At 64.5% G+C, this 15,902-nt stretch carries 14 protein-coding genes; 5 read left to right on the top strand and 9 right to left on the bottom strand.

Going from position 1 to position 15,902, the window contains the following annotated elements; all coding sequences use genetic code 11:
* The first annotated feature begins 80 nt into the window (after positions 1-80).
* The 4 genes from QAZ22_RS01335 to QAZ22_RS01320 all read left to right on the top strand — a co-directional run bounded on the left by QAZ22_RS01335 (position 81) and on the right by QAZ22_RS01320 (position 5,738).
* Entirely contained in the window at positions 81-1,010 is a 930-nt protein-coding gene (locus QAZ22_RS01335) for an ABC transporter substrate-binding protein (protein WP_278205170.1), read from the top strand.
* Between the two features lie 87 nt (positions 1,011-1,097).
* Complete coding sequence (locus QAZ22_RS01330; protein ID WP_278205168.1) at positions 1,098-2,159, top strand: betaine/proline/choline family ABC transporter ATP-binding protein; 1,062 nt, start codon at positions 1,098-1,100, stop codon at positions 2,157-2,159.
* Positions 2,156-4,246, top strand: a complete 2,091-nt coding sequence (locus tag QAZ22_RS01325; protein ID WP_278205167.1) for an ABC transporter permease subunit — start codon at positions 2,156-2,158, stop codon at positions 4,244-4,246. Before QAZ22_RS01330 ends, QAZ22_RS01325 begins: the two co-directional genes overlap by 4 nt.
* A gap of 208 nt (positions 4,247-4,454) precedes the next feature.
* Entirely contained in the window at positions 4,455-5,738 is a 1,284-nt protein-coding gene (locus QAZ22_RS01320) for an O-antigen ligase (protein ID WP_278205166.1), read from the top strand.
* A 239-nt stretch (positions 5,739-5,977) separates the two neighbouring features.
* Here the strand turns inward: QAZ22_RS01320 and QAZ22_RS01315 are convergent, their stop codons facing one another.
* The 3 genes from QAZ22_RS01315 to QAZ22_RS01305 form a co-directional block, all read right to left on the bottom strand.
* A complete protein-coding gene (locus QAZ22_RS01315; protein WP_278205165.1) occupies positions 5,978-7,069 on the bottom strand; it encodes an acyltransferase in 1,092 nt (363 codons plus the stop codon).
* A 117-nt stretch (positions 7,070-7,186) separates the two neighbouring features.
* Positions 7,187-8,377: a polysaccharide biosynthesis/export family protein gene (locus QAZ22_RS01310; RefSeq protein ID WP_278207760.1), complete on the bottom strand. Its 1,191-nt coding sequence runs from the start codon at positions 8,375-8,377 to the stop codon at positions 7,187-7,189.
* A 154-nt stretch (positions 8,378-8,531) separates the two neighbouring features.
* Positions 8,532-9,209 carry a sugar transferase gene (locus QAZ22_RS01305; RefSeq protein ID WP_278205164.1) on the bottom strand — a complete coding sequence of 226 codons (678 nt, stop codon included), beginning with the start codon at positions 9,207-9,209 and terminating at the stop codon, positions 8,532-8,534.
* Positions 9,210-9,816: 607 nt separating this feature from the next.
* On the opposite strand from QAZ22_RS01305, the gene QAZ22_RS01300 reads away from it, so the two are divergent.
* On the top strand, positions 9,817-10,083 hold the full coding sequence (locus tag QAZ22_RS01300; RefSeq protein WP_278205163.1) for an exopolysaccharide production repressor exox: 267 nt from the start codon (positions 9,817-9,819) through the stop codon (positions 10,081-10,083).
* Here QAZ22_RS01300 and QAZ22_RS01295 read toward each other — a convergent pair.
* The 6 genes from QAZ22_RS01295 to QAZ22_RS01270 form a co-directional block, all read right to left on the bottom strand.
* Complete coding sequence (locus tag QAZ22_RS01295) at positions 10,054-11,961, bottom strand: ABC transporter ATP-binding protein (RefSeq protein ID WP_278205162.1); 1,908 nt, start codon at positions 11,959-11,961, stop codon at positions 10,054-10,056. The genes QAZ22_RS01300 and QAZ22_RS01295 overlap by 30 nt on opposite strands.
* A gap of 8 nt (positions 11,962-11,969) precedes the next feature.
* Positions 11,970-12,959, bottom strand: a complete 990-nt coding sequence (locus QAZ22_RS01290) for a serine kinase (RefSeq protein ID WP_278205161.1) — start codon at positions 12,957-12,959, stop codon at positions 11,970-11,972.
* Positions 12,956-14,878: a lasso peptide isopeptide bond-forming cyclase gene (locus tag QAZ22_RS01285; protein WP_278205160.1), complete on the bottom strand. Its 1,923-nt coding sequence runs from the start codon at positions 14,876-14,878 to the stop codon at positions 12,956-12,958. Before QAZ22_RS01285 ends, QAZ22_RS01290 begins: the two co-directional genes overlap by 4 nt.
* Before the next feature lie 3 nt (positions 14,879-14,881).
* The gene (locus tag QAZ22_RS01280) at positions 14,882-15,256 is read right to left on the bottom strand and encodes a lasso peptide biosynthesis B2 protein (protein ID WP_278205159.1); all 375 of its coding nucleotides are present in this window, start codon (positions 15,254-15,256) and stop codon (positions 14,882-14,884) included.
* Positions 15,257-15,281: 25 nt separating this feature from the next.
* Positions 15,282-15,581, bottom strand: a complete 300-nt coding sequence (locus QAZ22_RS01275; protein ID WP_278075230.1) for a PqqD family protein — start codon at positions 15,579-15,581, stop codon at positions 15,282-15,284.
* Positions 15,582-15,744: 163 nt separating this feature from the next.
* The gene (locus tag QAZ22_RS01270; RefSeq protein ID WP_278075231.1) at positions 15,745-15,897 is read right to left on the bottom strand and encodes a lasso peptide; all 153 of its coding nucleotides are present in this window, start codon (positions 15,895-15,897) and stop codon (positions 15,745-15,747) included.
* Positions 15,898-15,902: the final 5 nt, after the last annotated feature.

Raw genomic sequence — 15,902 nt, 5'->3', positions numbered from 1 at the left:
GGTTTGCGGAGGCCTCGCCATCAACGATGGAATTCAGCTCAAACCAAAACAGAACAGGGGAAACCATCATGCCGAACGCAATGAACAGACTGAGAAATGTCGGAATTGGCCTGGCGCTGGTGCTCGCCGCAACGACGGCCGGGCAAACCGCCGATCTCGGCGCCAAGGACGAGCCGATCAAGCTCGCCATGCTTGAATGGACGGGCGCGCACGTCTCCACGCATATCGCCGGGCAGCTTCTGCAAAAGCTCGGCTACAAGGTCGAATACGTCACCGCCGGCAATTTCCCGCAATTCTCAGGCCTGGCCGACGGCTCGCTCAGCGCCTCTGTGGAAGTGTGGATGAACAATGTCGGCGACATCTACCCCAAGACGCTTGCCGCCAAGCAGATCGAGGATATCGGCAAGCTCGATCTGAAGACGCGCGAAGGCTGGATCTATCCGAAATACATGGAGAAGGTCTGCCCCGGCCTGCCGGATTGGACGGCGCTCAACAAGCCGGAATGCATCCAGGCGCTGTCGACGCCGGAAACCGCGCCCAACGCGCGCTTCCTCGACTACCCCGCCGACTGGGGCTCGCGCGCGGCGACCATCATTGCCGACAATTCCATGCAATACACCGCCGTGCCCGCCGGTTCGGAAGGCGCGCTGGTGGCCGAGCTCGAGGCGGCGGAGGCCGCCAAGAAGCCGCTGGTGATGATGTTCTGGGGCCCGCATTATGCGCTCGCCGAAAACGACGTCGGCTGGGTCACCATGCCGCCCTGCAAGGAGCAGACCAACGAGCACTGCATCACCCCACCCGATGTCGACAAGATCGTCTGGTCGGGCTTCGGTGCGAAATGGCCGGCGGCCTATGCCTTCCTCAAGGCTTTCAAGATGGACGCCGGCGAGCAGGAGAAGATGATGCTGGCCGTCGACAAGCAGGGCAAGGACCTCGACGCCGTCGTCAAGGAATGGATCGACAAGAACGAGACTGTGTGGAAGCCTTGGCTCGACGCCGCCAAGGGATAATCCGCCGATGTGCCTGGCAAGGGCCGAAGGCAATCAACGCCTGGCTCCCGCGATAAGCGGGACCGGGCAAGGCGAGGGCAGTTGCCGATGAACGCCGCCGCGCGCCCGATAAAGCTTGCCTGCCGCAACGTCTGGAAGGTCTACGGCCGGCGCCCCGGCTACTATTTCGACTCGCGCGGTTATGTGATCGATCCCGATGCGCTGGCCGAGCGGCTGCGCGCGGAGGCGCATCTGCCGGCAGTGGTCGATGCCAGCTTCGAGGTGGCGACCGGTGAGATCTTCGTCATCATGGGTCTCTCCGGTTCCGGCAAGTCGACGCTGGTCCGCTGCCTGTCGCGCCTGGTCGAGCCGAGCGCCGGCGAGATCCTGCTCGACGGCAAGAACCTGCTCCAGGCCAGCGGCAAGGAACTGATCGAGCTGCGCCGTCATGCCATGGGCATGGTGTTCCAGAATTTCGGCCTGCTGCCGCATCTGAGCGTGCTCGACAATGTCGCCTTCCCGCTGAAGATCCAGGGCAAGCCGGCAAAAGACCGCGAAGCCCGAGCCCGCGAGATGGTCGCGCTGGTCGGGCTCGAAGGCCGCGAAGCCTCGTTCCCGCATCAGCTTTCCGGCGGCCAGCAGCAGCGCGTCGGCATCGCCCGCTCGCTCGCCGTCGGGCCGGAACTCTGGTTCCTCGACGAGCCGTTCTCGGCGCTCGACCCGCTGATCCGCCGCCAGATGCAGGACGAGTTCCTGCGCCTGCAGAAGATGCTGAAGAAGACCATCATCTTCATCACCCATGACATCGCCGAGGCTTTCCGCCTTGCCGACCGGCTGGCGATCATGCGGGCCGGCAAGATCGTCCAGATCGGCCGCCCGGCCGACATCGTGCTCAATCCCGCCGACGACTATGTCGCTCAGTTCACCGAGGACATGCCGCTGCTGCGCGTCATCACGGCGGGCGATGTCGCCAAGCCCGCCAACGGAACGGCGCTGCCCGAACGGAGCGTCGCCGCCGACACCAGCCTCGAAGCGCTGATCCCGCAGCTCGCCTCCGGTGTGGCGGCCTTCACTGTGCCTGGCGCAGGCGACGGCCCGCCGGCGGTGCTCGACGCTGGCGCGGTGCTTGCCGTGCTCGAGCGCGAACAGGCAAGGCGCACGCACTCATGACGGCGCCGGCCGCGACATTACGCTCCTCGTCGAGGTTCGCAGTCGATCCGGCCCTCCTTCCCTGGTGCGCTCTCGCCGTGCTGACGGCGCTTTGCCTGCTGTTGAAGGCGAACTTCCCCTGGCTGGTCAATTTTCCCAAGGAATGGACGCTGCCGCTGGCCGCCTATGTCGACGCGGTGACCGACGCCGTCGTCGCCGTTGTCCAGCCGGCGTTCCGGGCGCTGTCGGCCTTCCTCGATGCGCCGATGCGCGGCGCGCGCCTGGCGCTCGCCTGGCTGCCCTGGCCGGCGGTGATGCTTTGCGTGGCGGCTCTTGCCATGAAGTCGAGCGGCGGCCGGCTCGCCATCTTCGCCCTGCTCGCGCTCGCCTATATCCTCTTCGCCGGCTACTGGCCGCAGAGCATGAACACGCTGGCGCTCGTGCTGCTGGCGGTGCCGATCTCGACCGTGCTCGGCTTTGTGCTTGGCGTCCTTGGTTATGCGCGGCCGCGGCTGCGCCCGGTTCTGCTCGGCGCGCTCGACCTGATGCAGACCGTGCCGGCCTTCGCTTATCTCATCCCGCTATTGCTTCTGTTCGGCTTCGGGCCGGTTGTCGGACTGATTGCCTCCGCGATCTATGCGACGCCGCCGATGGTGCGCAACACCATGCTCGGGCTTGACCGCGTGCCGGCCGCCATCAGCGAGGCCGGGCTGATGAGCGGCTGCACGCGCCGCCAGCAATTCTGGCAGGTCGAGGTGCCGACGACCCTGCCGCAGCTCCTCGTCGGCTTCAACCAGACGACGATGGCGGCGCTGTCGATGGTCATCGTCGCCGCCATCATTGGCGGCTTCGAGGATATCGGCTGGGAGGTGCTGTCCTCGATGCGCAAGGCCGAGTTCGGCCAGAGCATTCTTTCAGGCCTGGTGATCGCGCTGCTTGCCATCCTCATCGACCGGCTCACCATCGGCTTCGCCAGGGAGCCCGAGGCCGGGCCGACAGGCGCCATGCAATGGATGACGTCGCGCCGCCTGGTGCTGTCGTTGGCGATCGCGCTTGCCGGTGCGATTGTCATCCATCTCGCCGCGCCGGGCGCAACGCTTCTGCCGGAAACTGGGCTACGCATGGAAATGGGCGCCGTCAACCAGTGGCTGCTTGGGATCGTGCGCGACTATGCCTGGTTCTTCGACGGCGTGCGCAACGCGGTCCTCTATTGCCTTCTGCTGCCGATGCGGGTCGGCATTTCGGGGTCCGCCACGCCGGCCATCTGGGGCTTTGCGCTGCCGCCGGCGGCGATTGTCGCCTATTTCGCCCTGGCTCTGGCGTTGGCCGCATTGTCGATGCGCAGTTTCGGCTGGCGGGCGGCACTGGCAGTGCTGGCTGCGGGCCTCATGCTCTACACCGGTTTCCTCGGTCTGCCCTGGCCGGTCTTCATCCTCGCCATAGCACTCCTTGCCGGACAGGTCGCAGGGCTGCGGCTCGGTCTTTTCGCGCTCGTCGGCTTCGCGCTGATCCTCGTCAACGGGCTATGGCCGCAACTCGTCCAGTCACTCTATCTCTGCACGCTGGCGGTGCTGCTCTGCCTGCTTGTCGGCGGCACGCTGGGGACGTGGGCGGCGCATAGCGACCGCGTCTCGCGCATCCTGAAGCCGGTCTGCGACGCGCTGCAGACCATGCCGCAATTCGTCTTCCTCATTCCGGCGCTGATGTTCTTCAAGGTCGGCGAGTTCACCGCGCTGATCGCCATCATGCTCTACGCCATCGTGCCGCCGATCCGCTATGTCGAGCACGGACTGAGGCATGTGCGCGCGGATGTCGTCGAGGCGGTCGAGCAGATGGGCGCGACGCCGATGCAGACGCTGCTGCAAGCCAAGCTGCCGCTGGCGCTGCCGGTCGTCATGCTCGGCCTCAACCAGACCATCATGGCGGCGCTCTCGATGCTGGCGATCGCCGCCCTCGTCGGCACCCGCGATCTCGGGCAGGCGGTCTATGTCGCGCTCGGCAAGGCCGATGCCGGCATGGGTTTGATCGCCGGCCTGTCTATCGCCTTTCTCGCGATCCTGGCCGACCGGCTTATCCAGGCGGCCGTCGCTCGATCGGCGCTGGCTTGAGGCCCGCCCCATTCCGGCCTTTTCGCTATGCAACATGGCTTGGATGACCGCCCATTTTGCCCGTGACAACATTTCCGGTTGAGCCCCCGGCGATAGGGCGATAGATTATGCTGCAGTGCACAATGAGACCCGGCTGGGCTGAACATTGGCTTGCGCCGGCTGGCAGTTGCTGAACCGCTCTTAAGGCTGAACGGACAAAAAATCCGGCATGAAGATACCGAAATCCATTCTGCTCGATCCGGAGGCAAACAAGGCCTACGGCACCTTTGCCGTGGTGGTCTCCGTCTTTGCCTTTGCCTATTCCAGCAATTTCGGCCAGATCCTGATCCTTGCCTACTACGCGGTCTGGCTGCCGCTGCTCTTCGTCGACTACAGGCGCTTCACCTGGAAGCTCTCCTACGCCTGGCTGCCGATACTCTTCGCCGCCTATGTCTGCCTGTCGGTCTTCTGGTCGCAGGCCGCCGGCATCAGCGCGCGTGCGGCGGTGCAGTATTCCTCGCACGTCGTCTGTGCCTATATCGCGGCCCGCACCATCAGCGTCCGCACGCTGGTGCTGGGCTCGTTGATCGGCATCTTCTTCGTCCTGCTCTATTCACTGAAAGTCAACGCTTACGCACTCGACACGATCGACGGCACTTTCAATTTCGTCGGCGCTTTCACCTCCAAGAACCTGGTCGGTTTCTTCTCGTCGCTCGGCATCTTTTTGTCCCTCGTCTTCCTGATGTTCTACCGGCGCAACTGGCTGAGCTTCCTCTGGACCGCGCCGATCATCCTGATGTCGGCATACATGCTGGCGATCGCCCATTCTGCGACATCCGTCGCCTCGCTGCCGGCGGTGCTCGGCATCGTCATCCTGCTGACCATGAGCAGGGTCCTGTCGCGGCGCTACCGCCGCGTGCTGTTTGTGGTCGGCGGCGGCGCGCTGGTGGCCGGCGTGGTGGCCGCGCTGAACCTTGGCCTGCTGGATGTCGTGCTCGGCATCTTCGGCAAGGATTCGACGCTGACCGGCCGCACCTATCTCTGGCAGCAGGGCTGGGAGGCGGCGCAGCTGCATCCGCTGCTGGGCTACGGCTATGCGGCCTACTGGGTGCAAGGCTTCGCGGATCCGGAAAGGTTGTGGGCGGAATTCTACATCACGACCCGCACTGGCTTCCACTTCCACAACACCTATGTCGAAACCCTGGTCGAGATCGGCTTCGTCGGTGTCACCATGCTGGCGCTGATCATTCTGCGCGCCTTCTACGGTCATGTATCGAAGGTGGTGTTCGGCGCCTGGAGCGCCGATTCGGTGGTGCTCGCCGGTGTTGTCGGGCTGATGCTGATCCGCTCCTTCTTCGAGGTCGAGATCCTCGGCCCTTACTTCATGGCCTCCTTCATCGTCTATTACGGCCTGTTCAAGCTGAACCCGCTGCCGGTCGCCCGGCGTCGGCGTGTCGCCATCCCGGTCCATGACGAAAAGCCGGCAGCCGGCCACATGCCGGCTCCGGTCTGACCGGCTGCAGCAAATTCCAGCGAAAAGTGTGGGCCAGTCTTCCGTTCGGAAAGAGCTGAGCCGCTGCAAGGTCAGTCGAGATTCGGGTCAGGCCGAGCCGAGAAAGGTGGCTTCCGAGAACCGGCCTGCGCCGCCTTAATTTAGCTGCCGCGCCATTCGTGAATGCCTTCGGTCGGCGAAGGCCGGAAGCGGAGGAAGTCGCCGTTCGCAGGCCGGCCTCACCTGAATATCGACAGACCTTAGGCCACGGCCCGCGAGCGCTGCATCTGCCGCTGCAGGAAGCGGCGCACCGGCTCGTCGTAGATACGGGTGGCGACGTCGGCGATGACGATGACCGCGACGGCCATCGCGATGCCGAACCAGGGATGGTGCGCGAACGGGTCCACTGATATCGCCTTGCCGGCGCCGGCGATGATCATCAGCATCGGCGTGTGGATGATGTAGATCGGGTAGGAAATCCGCCCCAGCCAGCCGTAGATGCCTGCCAGGCGCGGCGCCGTCGACGCCACGGCGCCGGTCACCACCATGATCGGGAAGACGACGGCGATGCAGGCGAGATCGTAGGCGACGCGCGCGCTGCCAGCGGGTGCAATCGCGAAGACGATCAGCGTGAGCAGGATCGCGGCCTCGACCCACCAGCCGCGCCGCAGGAAGCCGAGGCTGTCCTGGTAGCGCGCCATCGAACGGCACAAGAGCACGCCCAGGAAGAAGGAGAACGACACGCGCGGCAGCCCGCTGATAATGGTCTTGCCGGTCATGCCGAAATCGAGCGTGCCGGCGATCACCGAGGCGACGATCAGCAGCACCAGGCTGGCAGCGACCAGCACCGTCAGCACACGCCTCGACAACAGAAAGAAGACGGCGGCATAGGCGATGTTGACGATCAGCTCGAAGAACAGCGACCACGAGGCGGGATTGAGCGGAAAGATCGTATGGTAGGCCTCGCCGATCAGCGGAATGAACAGCATGCCTGTCGTGAGCTGAGTGCCGATTTCGGACAAGGGTATGTATTCCGTTGGGATCAGCCTGTTCTTGATCAGCAGATAGAGGCAGCCGAGCAGCGTGCCGGCGAGATAGAGCGGATAGAGGCGTATCAGGCGGATGGCCAGGAACGTGCCGAAGCCCATGCCGTTCTCGATCTTGCGATCGTAAGCGTGGGCGATGACGAAGCCGCTGAGCAGGAAGAACAGGTCGACCGCGAGATAGCTCGACGGCAGCACCTTGCCGTCGGCCAAAAACGGCGAGAAGTGATAGAGCATCACGCTGATCGCGGCCACGCCGCGAATGGCGTCGAGGTTGAGGTAGACGTGACGCGGAGCGGCGGGCTGCATTCGATGCCTTCAAGCGGTGCAAACAGATCGCTCGCCCGCACCTCGGCGCGGACGAGCCTGACATGTTCCTCCCGCCTCCATCGTTCGGGCCGTGCTGAAAGGCCCGAGCCGGTTACGCTATTGGCTGGCCGTCGGCGCCAGCTTGACCTTGATCACGTCGCCCGGCAGCACCGGCGTGTCTTCCTTGGCGTCGACTTCGCTGGTCTTGCCGTCGGCAACGCGCACCAGCGAGTAGAGCAGGGTCGGTTGCTCGCTGCCGGTGATGGAAGCCATCGTCGCGGGATCCGACGCCTGGGCGATCAGACCCTTCTGCATGGCCACCCTCAGCGTCGCCTCGTTCAGGTCGGCTTCGGCCTGCTGCCGGCTAGCGGCCAGGTTGGAGTTGAGCGTGTTGCGGGCATCGATGGCGTCCTGCTCAGCCTTGCTGATCGACTGCTTGGCGGTGAGGATGGCCGTTTCATAGTCCAGGATCTTGCCCTGCAGGTCGGCCACCGACTGTTTCGAATCGAGCAGCCGCGCATTGGCGACCAGGCCTTTCTGTGCCAGCGGGCCGATGCTGGTGAGCTGCTGCTGCGCCAGATCCACCTGCTGCTGCTGGTTGCCGATCTTCTTCTGCAGCGATTCGATTTCGCCCTGCAGAACCCCTTTCAGGTCGTCGAGCGCGTCCAGCTTCAGTTTCAGCGCCTTCTGGTCGGCCGTGAGAATCTGCATTTCATCGGCAGCGATCGCCTGCACGCGCGGATCGCCCTCGACCTCCTTCGGAACCTCGAAGCTCGTCTTGCCGGCCAGGTCCGCATCGATACGGGCGCGCTTGACAAGCAGCCGCAGCCGCTGGTCGTCATAGATGTCGAAACTGCCCTTGGCGGTGACGAGGTCCTTGCCGAGCTGGGGGCCGTAGTCGGCGCTTCGACGGATACCGCCGGCGATGCTCACCGCCTTCAGCACCGTAAGGTCGGGCACAAAAGGAAACTGGCCGGGATTCTGCACCTCGCCCGAAATGTAGAATGGCCGGAACTGCGCCATTTCGACCGAGGCTTCAGGCTTGTCGGGCAGCGCCAGCTTGCGCTGCAGCGCAACCCCGATCGCCGTCGCGATCTCCGACGTCGTCTTGCCGGCCGCCTGCATCTCTCCGACGAAAGGCACCGAGAGCGTCCCGGCGGGACCGACCGAATAGTCGCCGTTGATGGCCGACCAGTCGCGGAACGTGCCGTCGACCGTCTGCCATTCGGCGACGCGGATGTTGAGCTTGTCTTGCGGGCCGAGCCGATAGTCCTCGGCCGTCGCCGTCTGTGGCGTCGCAAGACACATTACGAGCGCCACGGCCGCGAACCGGCTGGGCGCCTTGGAAAGGAGTCCGAAGGTGTATGTTTTCAATGAACGTTTCCGATCCGCGTTGGCCCCATCCGCCCGATGAGATCACTGCCGGATGCCTGCCCCGAGTTCGGCGGGGCAGGCCCGTCGGTCAATAACTGCCGCGCGACATCCACACGGCAGGCACGGTCTTCACGATGATGCGGATGTCCTCGACCATCGACCAGTTCTCGACATAGTGGCGATCGAAGGCGACGCGCGTGTCGTAGGACACGTCGTTACGCCCGCTCACCTGCCACAGCCCGGTGAGGCCGGGACGCGACTTCAGATAATAGACGGCTGCACTGCCGTAGATTTCGAGCTCGTCGCGCACGACGGGGCGTGGCCCGACCAGGCTCATGTCGCCCTGCAGGATGTTGATGATTTGCGGCAGCTCGTCGAGGCTGAGCTTCCGCAACACCGCGCCGACACGCGTCACGCGCGGGTCGTTCTTCAGCTTGCGCGTCGCCGCCCATTCGGCGGCGGCGTCGGGGTTGGCGGCGAGGTGCGCGGCCAGCACCCGCTCGCCGTCCTGCACCATGGTGCGGAATTTGAGGCAGGCGAAGATCCTTCCGCCGCGACCGATTCGCTTGTGGCCATAGAAGATCGCCCCGCCGTCGGAAAGCTTGACCAGCAGCGCGACCATCAGGAAGAGCGGGCTGAGCAGAACCAGGCCCGCCAGGGAACCGACGATATCGAAACTGCGTTTGAGCAGACCGCCGATGGGGGGTGGAAAATCAATGCCAGCCTGCGAAAAAGCCGCATTAGCCGACTTAGCGACGTCCCTCATGCAGAAGCTCCATACGTTGAACGGATGGTTTACGGCACGATACCAAAAAAATGCTGCAGCGCAACACACAATTTCCCATCCGCGTGAAATGTTCGCGTCATGAATTGACTAAATAATAAACCTGCCGTGCCCAAATTTTGGCCTTTGTGGCATGTTTATGACAAGGTGAGAGAATTTTTGCGAAATGTAGTACCGCTTTTGGGCTGTTTTTGGGCAGTGCATTCTTTGCTGCAGACGAGCAGCGGTTGCAGGGCGTAAGAATCACTCGCGCCGGTAAGTTCTTAGCGTAAAATACTAATTAATGTTTTGGGTTCTACTATCGAGGGTTTCGTTGTGGTGAATAGGCGGCGATGCCGGAGTGTGCGTCGCAGCATGGCGGAGTCGATGCCGCGAAACCGTTGGAAATCACCTGCATTTGGCCTTGTTGCAGAGATCTCGCCTTAATAGAGTCGCAAACTGTTTCTGTCATAGTTTGGATGGGTCAGGAAGGTCGGAAGCAACCGGCCGAATTGGGCAGCCAGAAATAGCTCTTTGGCGCAACGGGGAGTTACGCGGGTGGGTAAGTCACTGCTTTTGCATGCTTGTGCCGGTTGACGGGCCGACGAGCATGTCTTTGCCAAAATTCATCGTCGGAATGTTATTCGCGCTCGCGATCGTGGTCGGTTGGTCCTACTTCGACGGAGCATCGCTTGGCACCATCATCATGCGTGCCGTCATTTGCGCCGTCATCATTCAGGCGGGCTATTTCCTTCTGGTCTATGCGATGATCGCCAGGAGCAGGCCGATGTCCGCCGAAAAGGCCCGGGAGGCCGACCTCGGCATCAAGGTGGCCGAGGGCGAAAAGCTAACCGCCAGGCGCGGCAGTCTCCGCTGACCGCTCAGCGGGCGTAGGAAGCGGCGCCCTGTCCGCCAATGTCTTGTCGGCCGACGTCTCGGCGTCCCGTTCGGCCCGTTCGCCGGAGAGCATCCTGGCCAGCCGGCTGCCGGACTTTGCCTTCAGCTGCTGATATTGCCCGACCTCGACGATACGCCCGTTCTCGATGGCTACGACCCAGTCGGCGAAGGCGATCATCGATGGCCGGTGCGCGATGGTGAGGATGGTCATCTGGCCGCGCAGCCCGTCGATCGACTGGGCGATCAGCGACTGATTCTGCCAGTCGAGCGCGCTCGTCGCCTCGTCGAGGATGAGCAGCGAAGGCTTGCGCAACAGCGCTCGCGCCAGCGCGATGCGCTGGCGTTCGCCGCCTGAGAGCCTGACGCCGCGATCGCCCACCACCGTTTCCAGCCGCCGGTCGAGCCGCTCGACGAAGTCGGCCGCATGCGCCTTGCGCAGCGCCGCCCAGAGTTCCTCGTCTTCGGCCCGCGGCGCCGCCAGGCGCAGATTGGCGGCGATGGTGTCATGCAGCAGGAAAACGTCCTGCGGCACATAGGCCACCTGATCGCGCCAAGCCCTGCGGCTTTTGGCGGTGATCTCGACGCCATCGGCCAGGATACTGCCCTCGGTCGGCTCGAGCAGCCCAAGCAGTATGTCGGCGATCGTGCTCTTGCCCGAGCCGGACGGACCGATCAGCGCCGTCACCTTGCCGGCGGGAAGGCCGAAGGTGATGCCGCCGACCACCGGCTTTCCGTCGCCATAGGCGAACGAGACGCCGCGGACGTTGAGGCCGGTGTCGAGCGAAAGCCTTGCGTCCTGCCCGGCATCGCCGGGCTCCGTCTCGCGCTCGGCGTCGAAGCGCGCCTGCAAGGCCTGCATGGCGGTGTATGCCGGCAGGTTGATCAGAACCTGCTGCGCCTGCGTCTGCATATCCATGAAGCGCGGCGCGACCCGCATGAAGACCAAGAGCAGCACGACGATTTCCGCAAGCGACAGATGGAAGCGCACCAGCGCGATGTAGATGAACAGGCTGAGCCCGATGACGCTCGCCACCTGGAACAGCGCGGTGCCGATGGTGCTGTTGCGGACATAGGCGACGTTGTCCGCCTTCATCTTCTCGAGTGTCGCTCGGAGCTGCGCGAAATAGCCCGCTTCCACATTCAGGCTCTTGGCCACCTTGATGCCGCCAAGGAATTCCGAGACCGTGCGGTACTGGTCCTGGCGGCTGCTCGTCAGCACACGGCCATAGGCGGTGGCACGCGCACGGAAGGGCTGCATTGCAACGAACAGGATCACGCCGATGAGAATGGCGAAGGATGTCATCACCGGCGAGATGAACAGCGAGACCACAAGGTAGCCGGCAAGCAGCAGCGTCGTCTGGGCGAGCATCAGCAGCGAGAAGGCCGCCGCCTGCACCCTGTCGATGTCGCCGGTCAGCGCGTGGTCGAGATCGGAGCCGCGCATGCGGGTGAAGACGCCCCAGCGCGCCTTGCCGACGCTCTCGAACAGGTTCATGCGCACGCGGTTGATGAAGTCGTAGAGCAGCCGCGCCATGTAGAGCGACTTGAAGCGGTTGAACATCGCCTGCAGCGCCACCAGTCCGACGAGCAGACAGAGCACCGTCGCAAGCGACAGCGTTCCGCCAGGTAGAAGCCAGCGCAGAGCGCCGGGCACCCGCACGGCAAAATCCTGGTCGGCATTGCCGATCAGGTGCAGGAGCGGGATCACAAGCAGGATCGAGAGGCCCTCGGTCAGGCTTCCCAGGATCAGGAAGGCCAGCGCCGTCAGCGTGCGCCGCCCGCCGATCTGCGCCATCACGCCGCCGAAGCCGGCGACATCCCGCAAGAGCGACAGGCGAAGTTTCGAGGACCAGGCCATGCGTCCGCTCACCTTGCCTGCGTGCCGGCGGCCAGATCGCGCTCGATCAGGGCGACGGCCTCGTCGATCCGCTCGAGCCCTGCCGGCACTTCGAGATGGCCGACCCCGACCTTGGCGGCTAGCTGCGCGCACTGGCCGAGATGCGCGGAAGCGAAATCGCCGACCAGCGCCTGCCGGCCGAACCGGGTGACGTAGGAGAACTTGATGATCGCCGGCAGGGCGCCGGCGCCTGGCAGCGGCGTGATCGCCGCCCGCTCGCCGCGCTTCAGCATATAGATTCGCGCAAGGGGCGCTGCTTCATCTGAAAATCCGTTGTGGAGACGGTGCTGCGCCTTCTCGATCTGCGGATGCACCTGCGGCCGCACCTCCGCCTGGCCGATCCTGATGGCGTCGGCGGCGTCGGTTGCGAGCTTGAGCTGCGGAAAACCAGGCAGGATCATCGGCCGGGAAGGGTTGGACAGGTCCAGCGCCACGACGTCGTCGGTAAGCAGAAGGTGACCGGCGCGGATCATCGCTCCCGCCGTGGTCGACTTGCCGGCGCCCTTGTCGCCCATGAAGACCACGCTTTGGCCGCCAACGGCGATCGCGCTGGCGTGCAGGACGAGCAGGCGGCGCTGATGCAGGGTGAGCGCCAGCACCGGACCCAAAAGCGGGAAGGCGAGCAACGGATCGTCGATGCCCGGCGCCGGATCGACATCGATCCTGGAAGCATCGCTGATCAGGAAGGTGCCGACGGCTTGCCAAGACAGATACTGGCGCGTCGGCTCGAAGCGAAAGGCGGTTTCGCCTTCCATTGCAGGCCTGGGAAAGTCGACCGGGCCGACTGCGATCGCGATATCGGGCGGCGCCGGCACCGTCGGCTGCAACTCCGGCAGCGCCACCTCGGAGCTGATCGTCAGGCCATAGGCTCTGTAGAAGCGGCGAACGCGCCCGCTCAGATCTTCGGGCCCGATGTCGGGATCCGGCCCGGTCGCGAGGGGAGCGGCTGAACCGTTCATGCGAGGCTCCCCATCGGCTGGATCCGCCGCAGCCAGAGCGACAGCGAGATCGAGCGCCAGACATATTGCACATCGAGCGGCGCGGCTTCGTCTGGTTTTTGCAGCAGCCGCGCATAGGCGGCGTTGACTTCGCTCAGATTGACATAGGGCGCGATGCGGTCGCCCTCGGACACCAGTAAGGTGTCCAGAAGGTCGCGATGGTTGCGGAGCATGCCGCTGACCAGGTTGGCGGTGAAATCGATCTTGTCCCGCCGCCACTGCACCGCCGGCGGCAGCACGCCTTCCATCGCCTGGCGCAGCACATGGCGGCCGAAGCCGTTGTGGAGCTTTTCCTCGCCGGGCAGCGCCAGGCAGAACTCGACCAGCGGCTTGTCCCAGAACGGATAGCGCGGCTCGACGCCGAAATTGGCGGCGGCCTTGTCCAGCACTTCGAAGGCGTGCGGCACCAGTCCGGTCGAGAGTACCCAGCGATGGGTGAGCGCCTCGCTGGCGCTCACGCTGGGCGGCATGTAGCCGGCCCGCTGGAAGCGGTCGACGAGGTCGGTTCGCCTGGCAAGCTCGGCATTGACCAGGGCGCCCCAGGCGGGGACGCGCGCCTGTGCGGCGGTCTTTAGCCGCAGTCTGGACAGAAGCCGGTTCATCCGGTTTCGCCACCTGGCGATTCGCCATGCCGGTCCATAGACGGTCAGGAATCGGAAATACATGGCGAGCATGCCTTCGCCATAGGTGCCGGAGGCGCCGTGAAGCTCGCGCCAGAGCGCAAGCCATCGGCCGGCATTGGCGAGCTCATGCAGCAGTCCGTGCCCGTGTGAAACGACCTCGTCGCCGCCATGACCGTCGAGCAGCACCTTCACCCCCTTGGCACTCGCCGTCCGGTAGATGCTGCGGGTCAACGACAGGCCGGGGGCGAGGAACGTCCCCTCCTGCTCCTCCAGGATGCGTTCGAACTCGGCGAAGGGCGCGTAGTTGCCAACGGAAATCATCGTGCCGTCGAGCCTGTGCCGGTCGAGCACCGCGTCGATGAACGGCTTCTCGTCCATCGGCGAGCCCTTATCGAAGACCAGCGAGAAGGTCTTCAGCCGCGGTCTGTGCTCGGCGGCCGCTTGCAGGCCGGCGACGCCTGCGATCGAGGACGAATCGAGGCCGCCGCTCAGCATCGCGCCTATGGCGGGCGTGCCGCGCGTCCGGTTCCGCACCGACTGTGAGAAGAGATGCCTGAATTCCTCAGTGACATCCGGGCGCAGCGGCCTGGGCGAAGGCTCGACCTGCCAGTAGGGACGAAGCGTCACCTGGCTGTCCGTCACCGTCAGGATATGGCGGGCCGGCAATCGGAAGATTTCGGCATACTGGGTCGACTGCGGATCGTCGGGCAATCCGGCAAGGAAGCCGGAAATCTGATGCTCGCTGATGCGCGTGCCGACGCCATCTAGAGCGAGGAGAGGGCCGATCTCCGAGGCAAAAGCGAAGCGCCTGGCGGTCGAGTGATAATGGAAAGGTTTGATGCCGAAATGGTCGCGGGCGCAAAACAGTGCCCGGCGCTCGGCGTCCCAGATCGCGAAGGCGAAATCGCCTTGCAGATAGGTCGGACAGGCATCGCCCCATGTGAGATAGGCCTGCATCAGGAGCATCGCGTCGGTGACCGGCCGGTCGCCTGCGCCGAGCCGCGCCAGAAGCTCGTCGCGGTTGTCCAGCCGGCAATCGGCCGTGATGGCGAGCTTGCCGCCGGCCATGATCAGCGGGCCTGGGCCGTTCTCGCCGGTCGTGTCGAGCCAGGCATGGCCAAGCGCCACGCTTCCCGCCGTCCACCACGAGCTGCCGTCGCGGGCCCGGTGGGGCATGTGCGCCAGCATCTGCTGGATGTCGGTCGCCTGGGCAGGTCCGCCGTCTTGCCTCAGCAGAATTCCGGCGATGCCGCTCATGGCTTATTGCCCGTGATCGACGAGATGGGTGAAGCCGTTGACCGAGCCGCCAAGCACGATGTGGTCGCCGCTGACCAGCCAGGCATGCGCCTTGAGCTCCGCGCTGGTCCCGCGCTCGATGCCGATGCGGATCTTGGAGGCATTGCCCTGGCGGGCAAGCAGATATTGTCCGGCGAGAGCCTGGGTGAGGCAACTGGCGCCGGGCACGAAACGCGCCGCGGCGGCCACGCCCCATGCGACACGCCGCAGATCGGCGATACCGGCGACATTCCTCGCCTCCAGCCGGGTCACCAGAGCGCGCATGCGGTTATAGGAGGAAAGCGTCAGCCCCAGCCGCACGAGGCCGACCACCGCCAGACAGCGCGCCAGAAACAGCATCTCCGGGCCGCTAAGGGAGAGGGCCCTAGGCCAGTTCCTCATGGTGGAGCCTCGCAAGCCCGGCTTCGATCAGCCCCTTGAGCAAGCCTTCGACATCGGCCTTGCAGCGTTCGGCATCGACATCGTAGCGCGCGATCACGGCGCTTCTTATGTCGAGGATCGGTCGTGGCTCCTGGATCAGCTCCCAGATGTAGGCGCCGACCCCGTTCAGGCTGTAGTAGATGTTGGATTTGAGATGGAGCAGCGCCAGTCCGTTGCCGAATTCGCAAGCCACCGCGTCGCCGGTCGCGACCACCCGGTCATGGTCCGATGGGTTCCAGTGCATCCTAAAACCTCGTTCTTGAACGCCACGCGTCTTCCGACCTGGACCGGGATCGGTTGCCTGCGATCGCCCGGCCAGGAAGCCGGGAGGCATGAGCCCCCCGGCTCACCTGTTTAAAAGAAACGCTCGGAGCCCCAAAATCCGACAACTCCGAACGCGTGCAACCTCAGGAGAAGGTGAGCTGGTCGAACGGCGTGTGCGCGGGAAATGCCGCGTCCAACGCTGTCGTACCAGCGCCGCCCTGCGTGATCGTTTCGATCGAACCGTGAACCGTCAGGCTGGGGGTCTCGTACTGTTGCTTCTCAACATTCTGTTCCATTTTAC

The sequence above is a fragment of the Mesorhizobium sp. WSM4906 genome (assembly GCF_029674625.1).
In the GTDB taxonomy this organism is placed as follows: domain Bacteria; phylum Pseudomonadota; class Alphaproteobacteria; order Rhizobiales; family Rhizobiaceae; genus Mesorhizobium.
This window is presented reverse-complemented; position numbering and strand designations above follow the sequence as displayed.

Excerpts from the sequence above, each read along its gene's own strand:
- QAZ22_RS01315 (WP_278205165.1), bottom strand. The coding sequence starts at position 7,069 with ATGCAGCCCGCCGCTCCGCGTCACGTCTACCTCAACCTCGACGCCATT.
- QAZ22_RS01310 (WP_278207760.1), bottom strand. The coding sequence starts at position 8,377 with ATGTGTCTTGCGACGCCACAGACGGCGACGGCCGAGGACTATCGGCTC.
- QAZ22_RS01300 (WP_278205163.1), top strand. The coding sequence starts at position 9,817 with ATGTCTTTGCCAAAATTCATCGTCGGAATGTTATTCGCGCTCGCGATC.
- QAZ22_RS01280 (WP_278205159.1), bottom strand. The coding sequence starts at position 15,256 with ATGCTGTTTCTGGCGCGCTGTCTGGCGGTGGTCGGCCTCGTGCGGCTG.
- QAZ22_RS01270 (WP_278075231.1), bottom strand. The coding sequence starts at position 15,897 with ATGGAACAGAATGTTGAGAAGCAACAGTACGAGACCCCCAGCCTGACG.
- QAZ22_RS01275 (WP_278075230.1), bottom strand. The coding sequence starts at position 15,581 with ATGCACTGGAACCCATCGGACCATGACCGGGTGGTCGCGACCGGCGAC.
- QAZ22_RS01290 (WP_278205161.1), bottom strand. The coding sequence starts at position 12,959 with ATGAACGGTTCAGCCGCTCCCCTCGCGACCGGGCCGGATCCCGACATC.
- QAZ22_RS01330 (WP_278205168.1), top strand. The coding sequence starts at position 1,098 with ATGAACGCCGCCGCGCGCCCGATAAAGCTTGCCTGCCGCAACGTCTGG.
- QAZ22_RS01295 (WP_278205162.1), bottom strand. The coding sequence starts at position 11,961 with ATGGCCTGGTCCTCGAAACTTCGCCTGTCGCTCTTGCGGGATGTCGCC.
- QAZ22_RS01305 (WP_278205164.1), bottom strand. The coding sequence starts at position 9,209 with ATGAGGGACGTCGCTAAGTCGGCTAATGCGGCTTTTTCGCAGGCTGGC.
- QAZ22_RS01325 (WP_278205167.1), top strand. The coding sequence starts at position 2,156 with ATGACGGCGCCGGCCGCGACATTACGCTCCTCGTCGAGGTTCGCAGTC.
- QAZ22_RS01285 (WP_278205160.1), bottom strand. The coding sequence starts at position 14,878 with ATGAGCGGCATCGCCGGAATTCTGCTGAGGCAAGACGGCGGACCTGCC.
- QAZ22_RS01320 (WP_278205166.1), top strand. The coding sequence starts at position 4,455 with ATGAAGATACCGAAATCCATTCTGCTCGATCCGGAGGCAAACAAGGCC.
- QAZ22_RS01335 (WP_278205170.1), top strand. The coding sequence starts at position 81 with ATGAACAGACTGAGAAATGTCGGAATTGGCCTGGCGCTGGTGCTCGCC.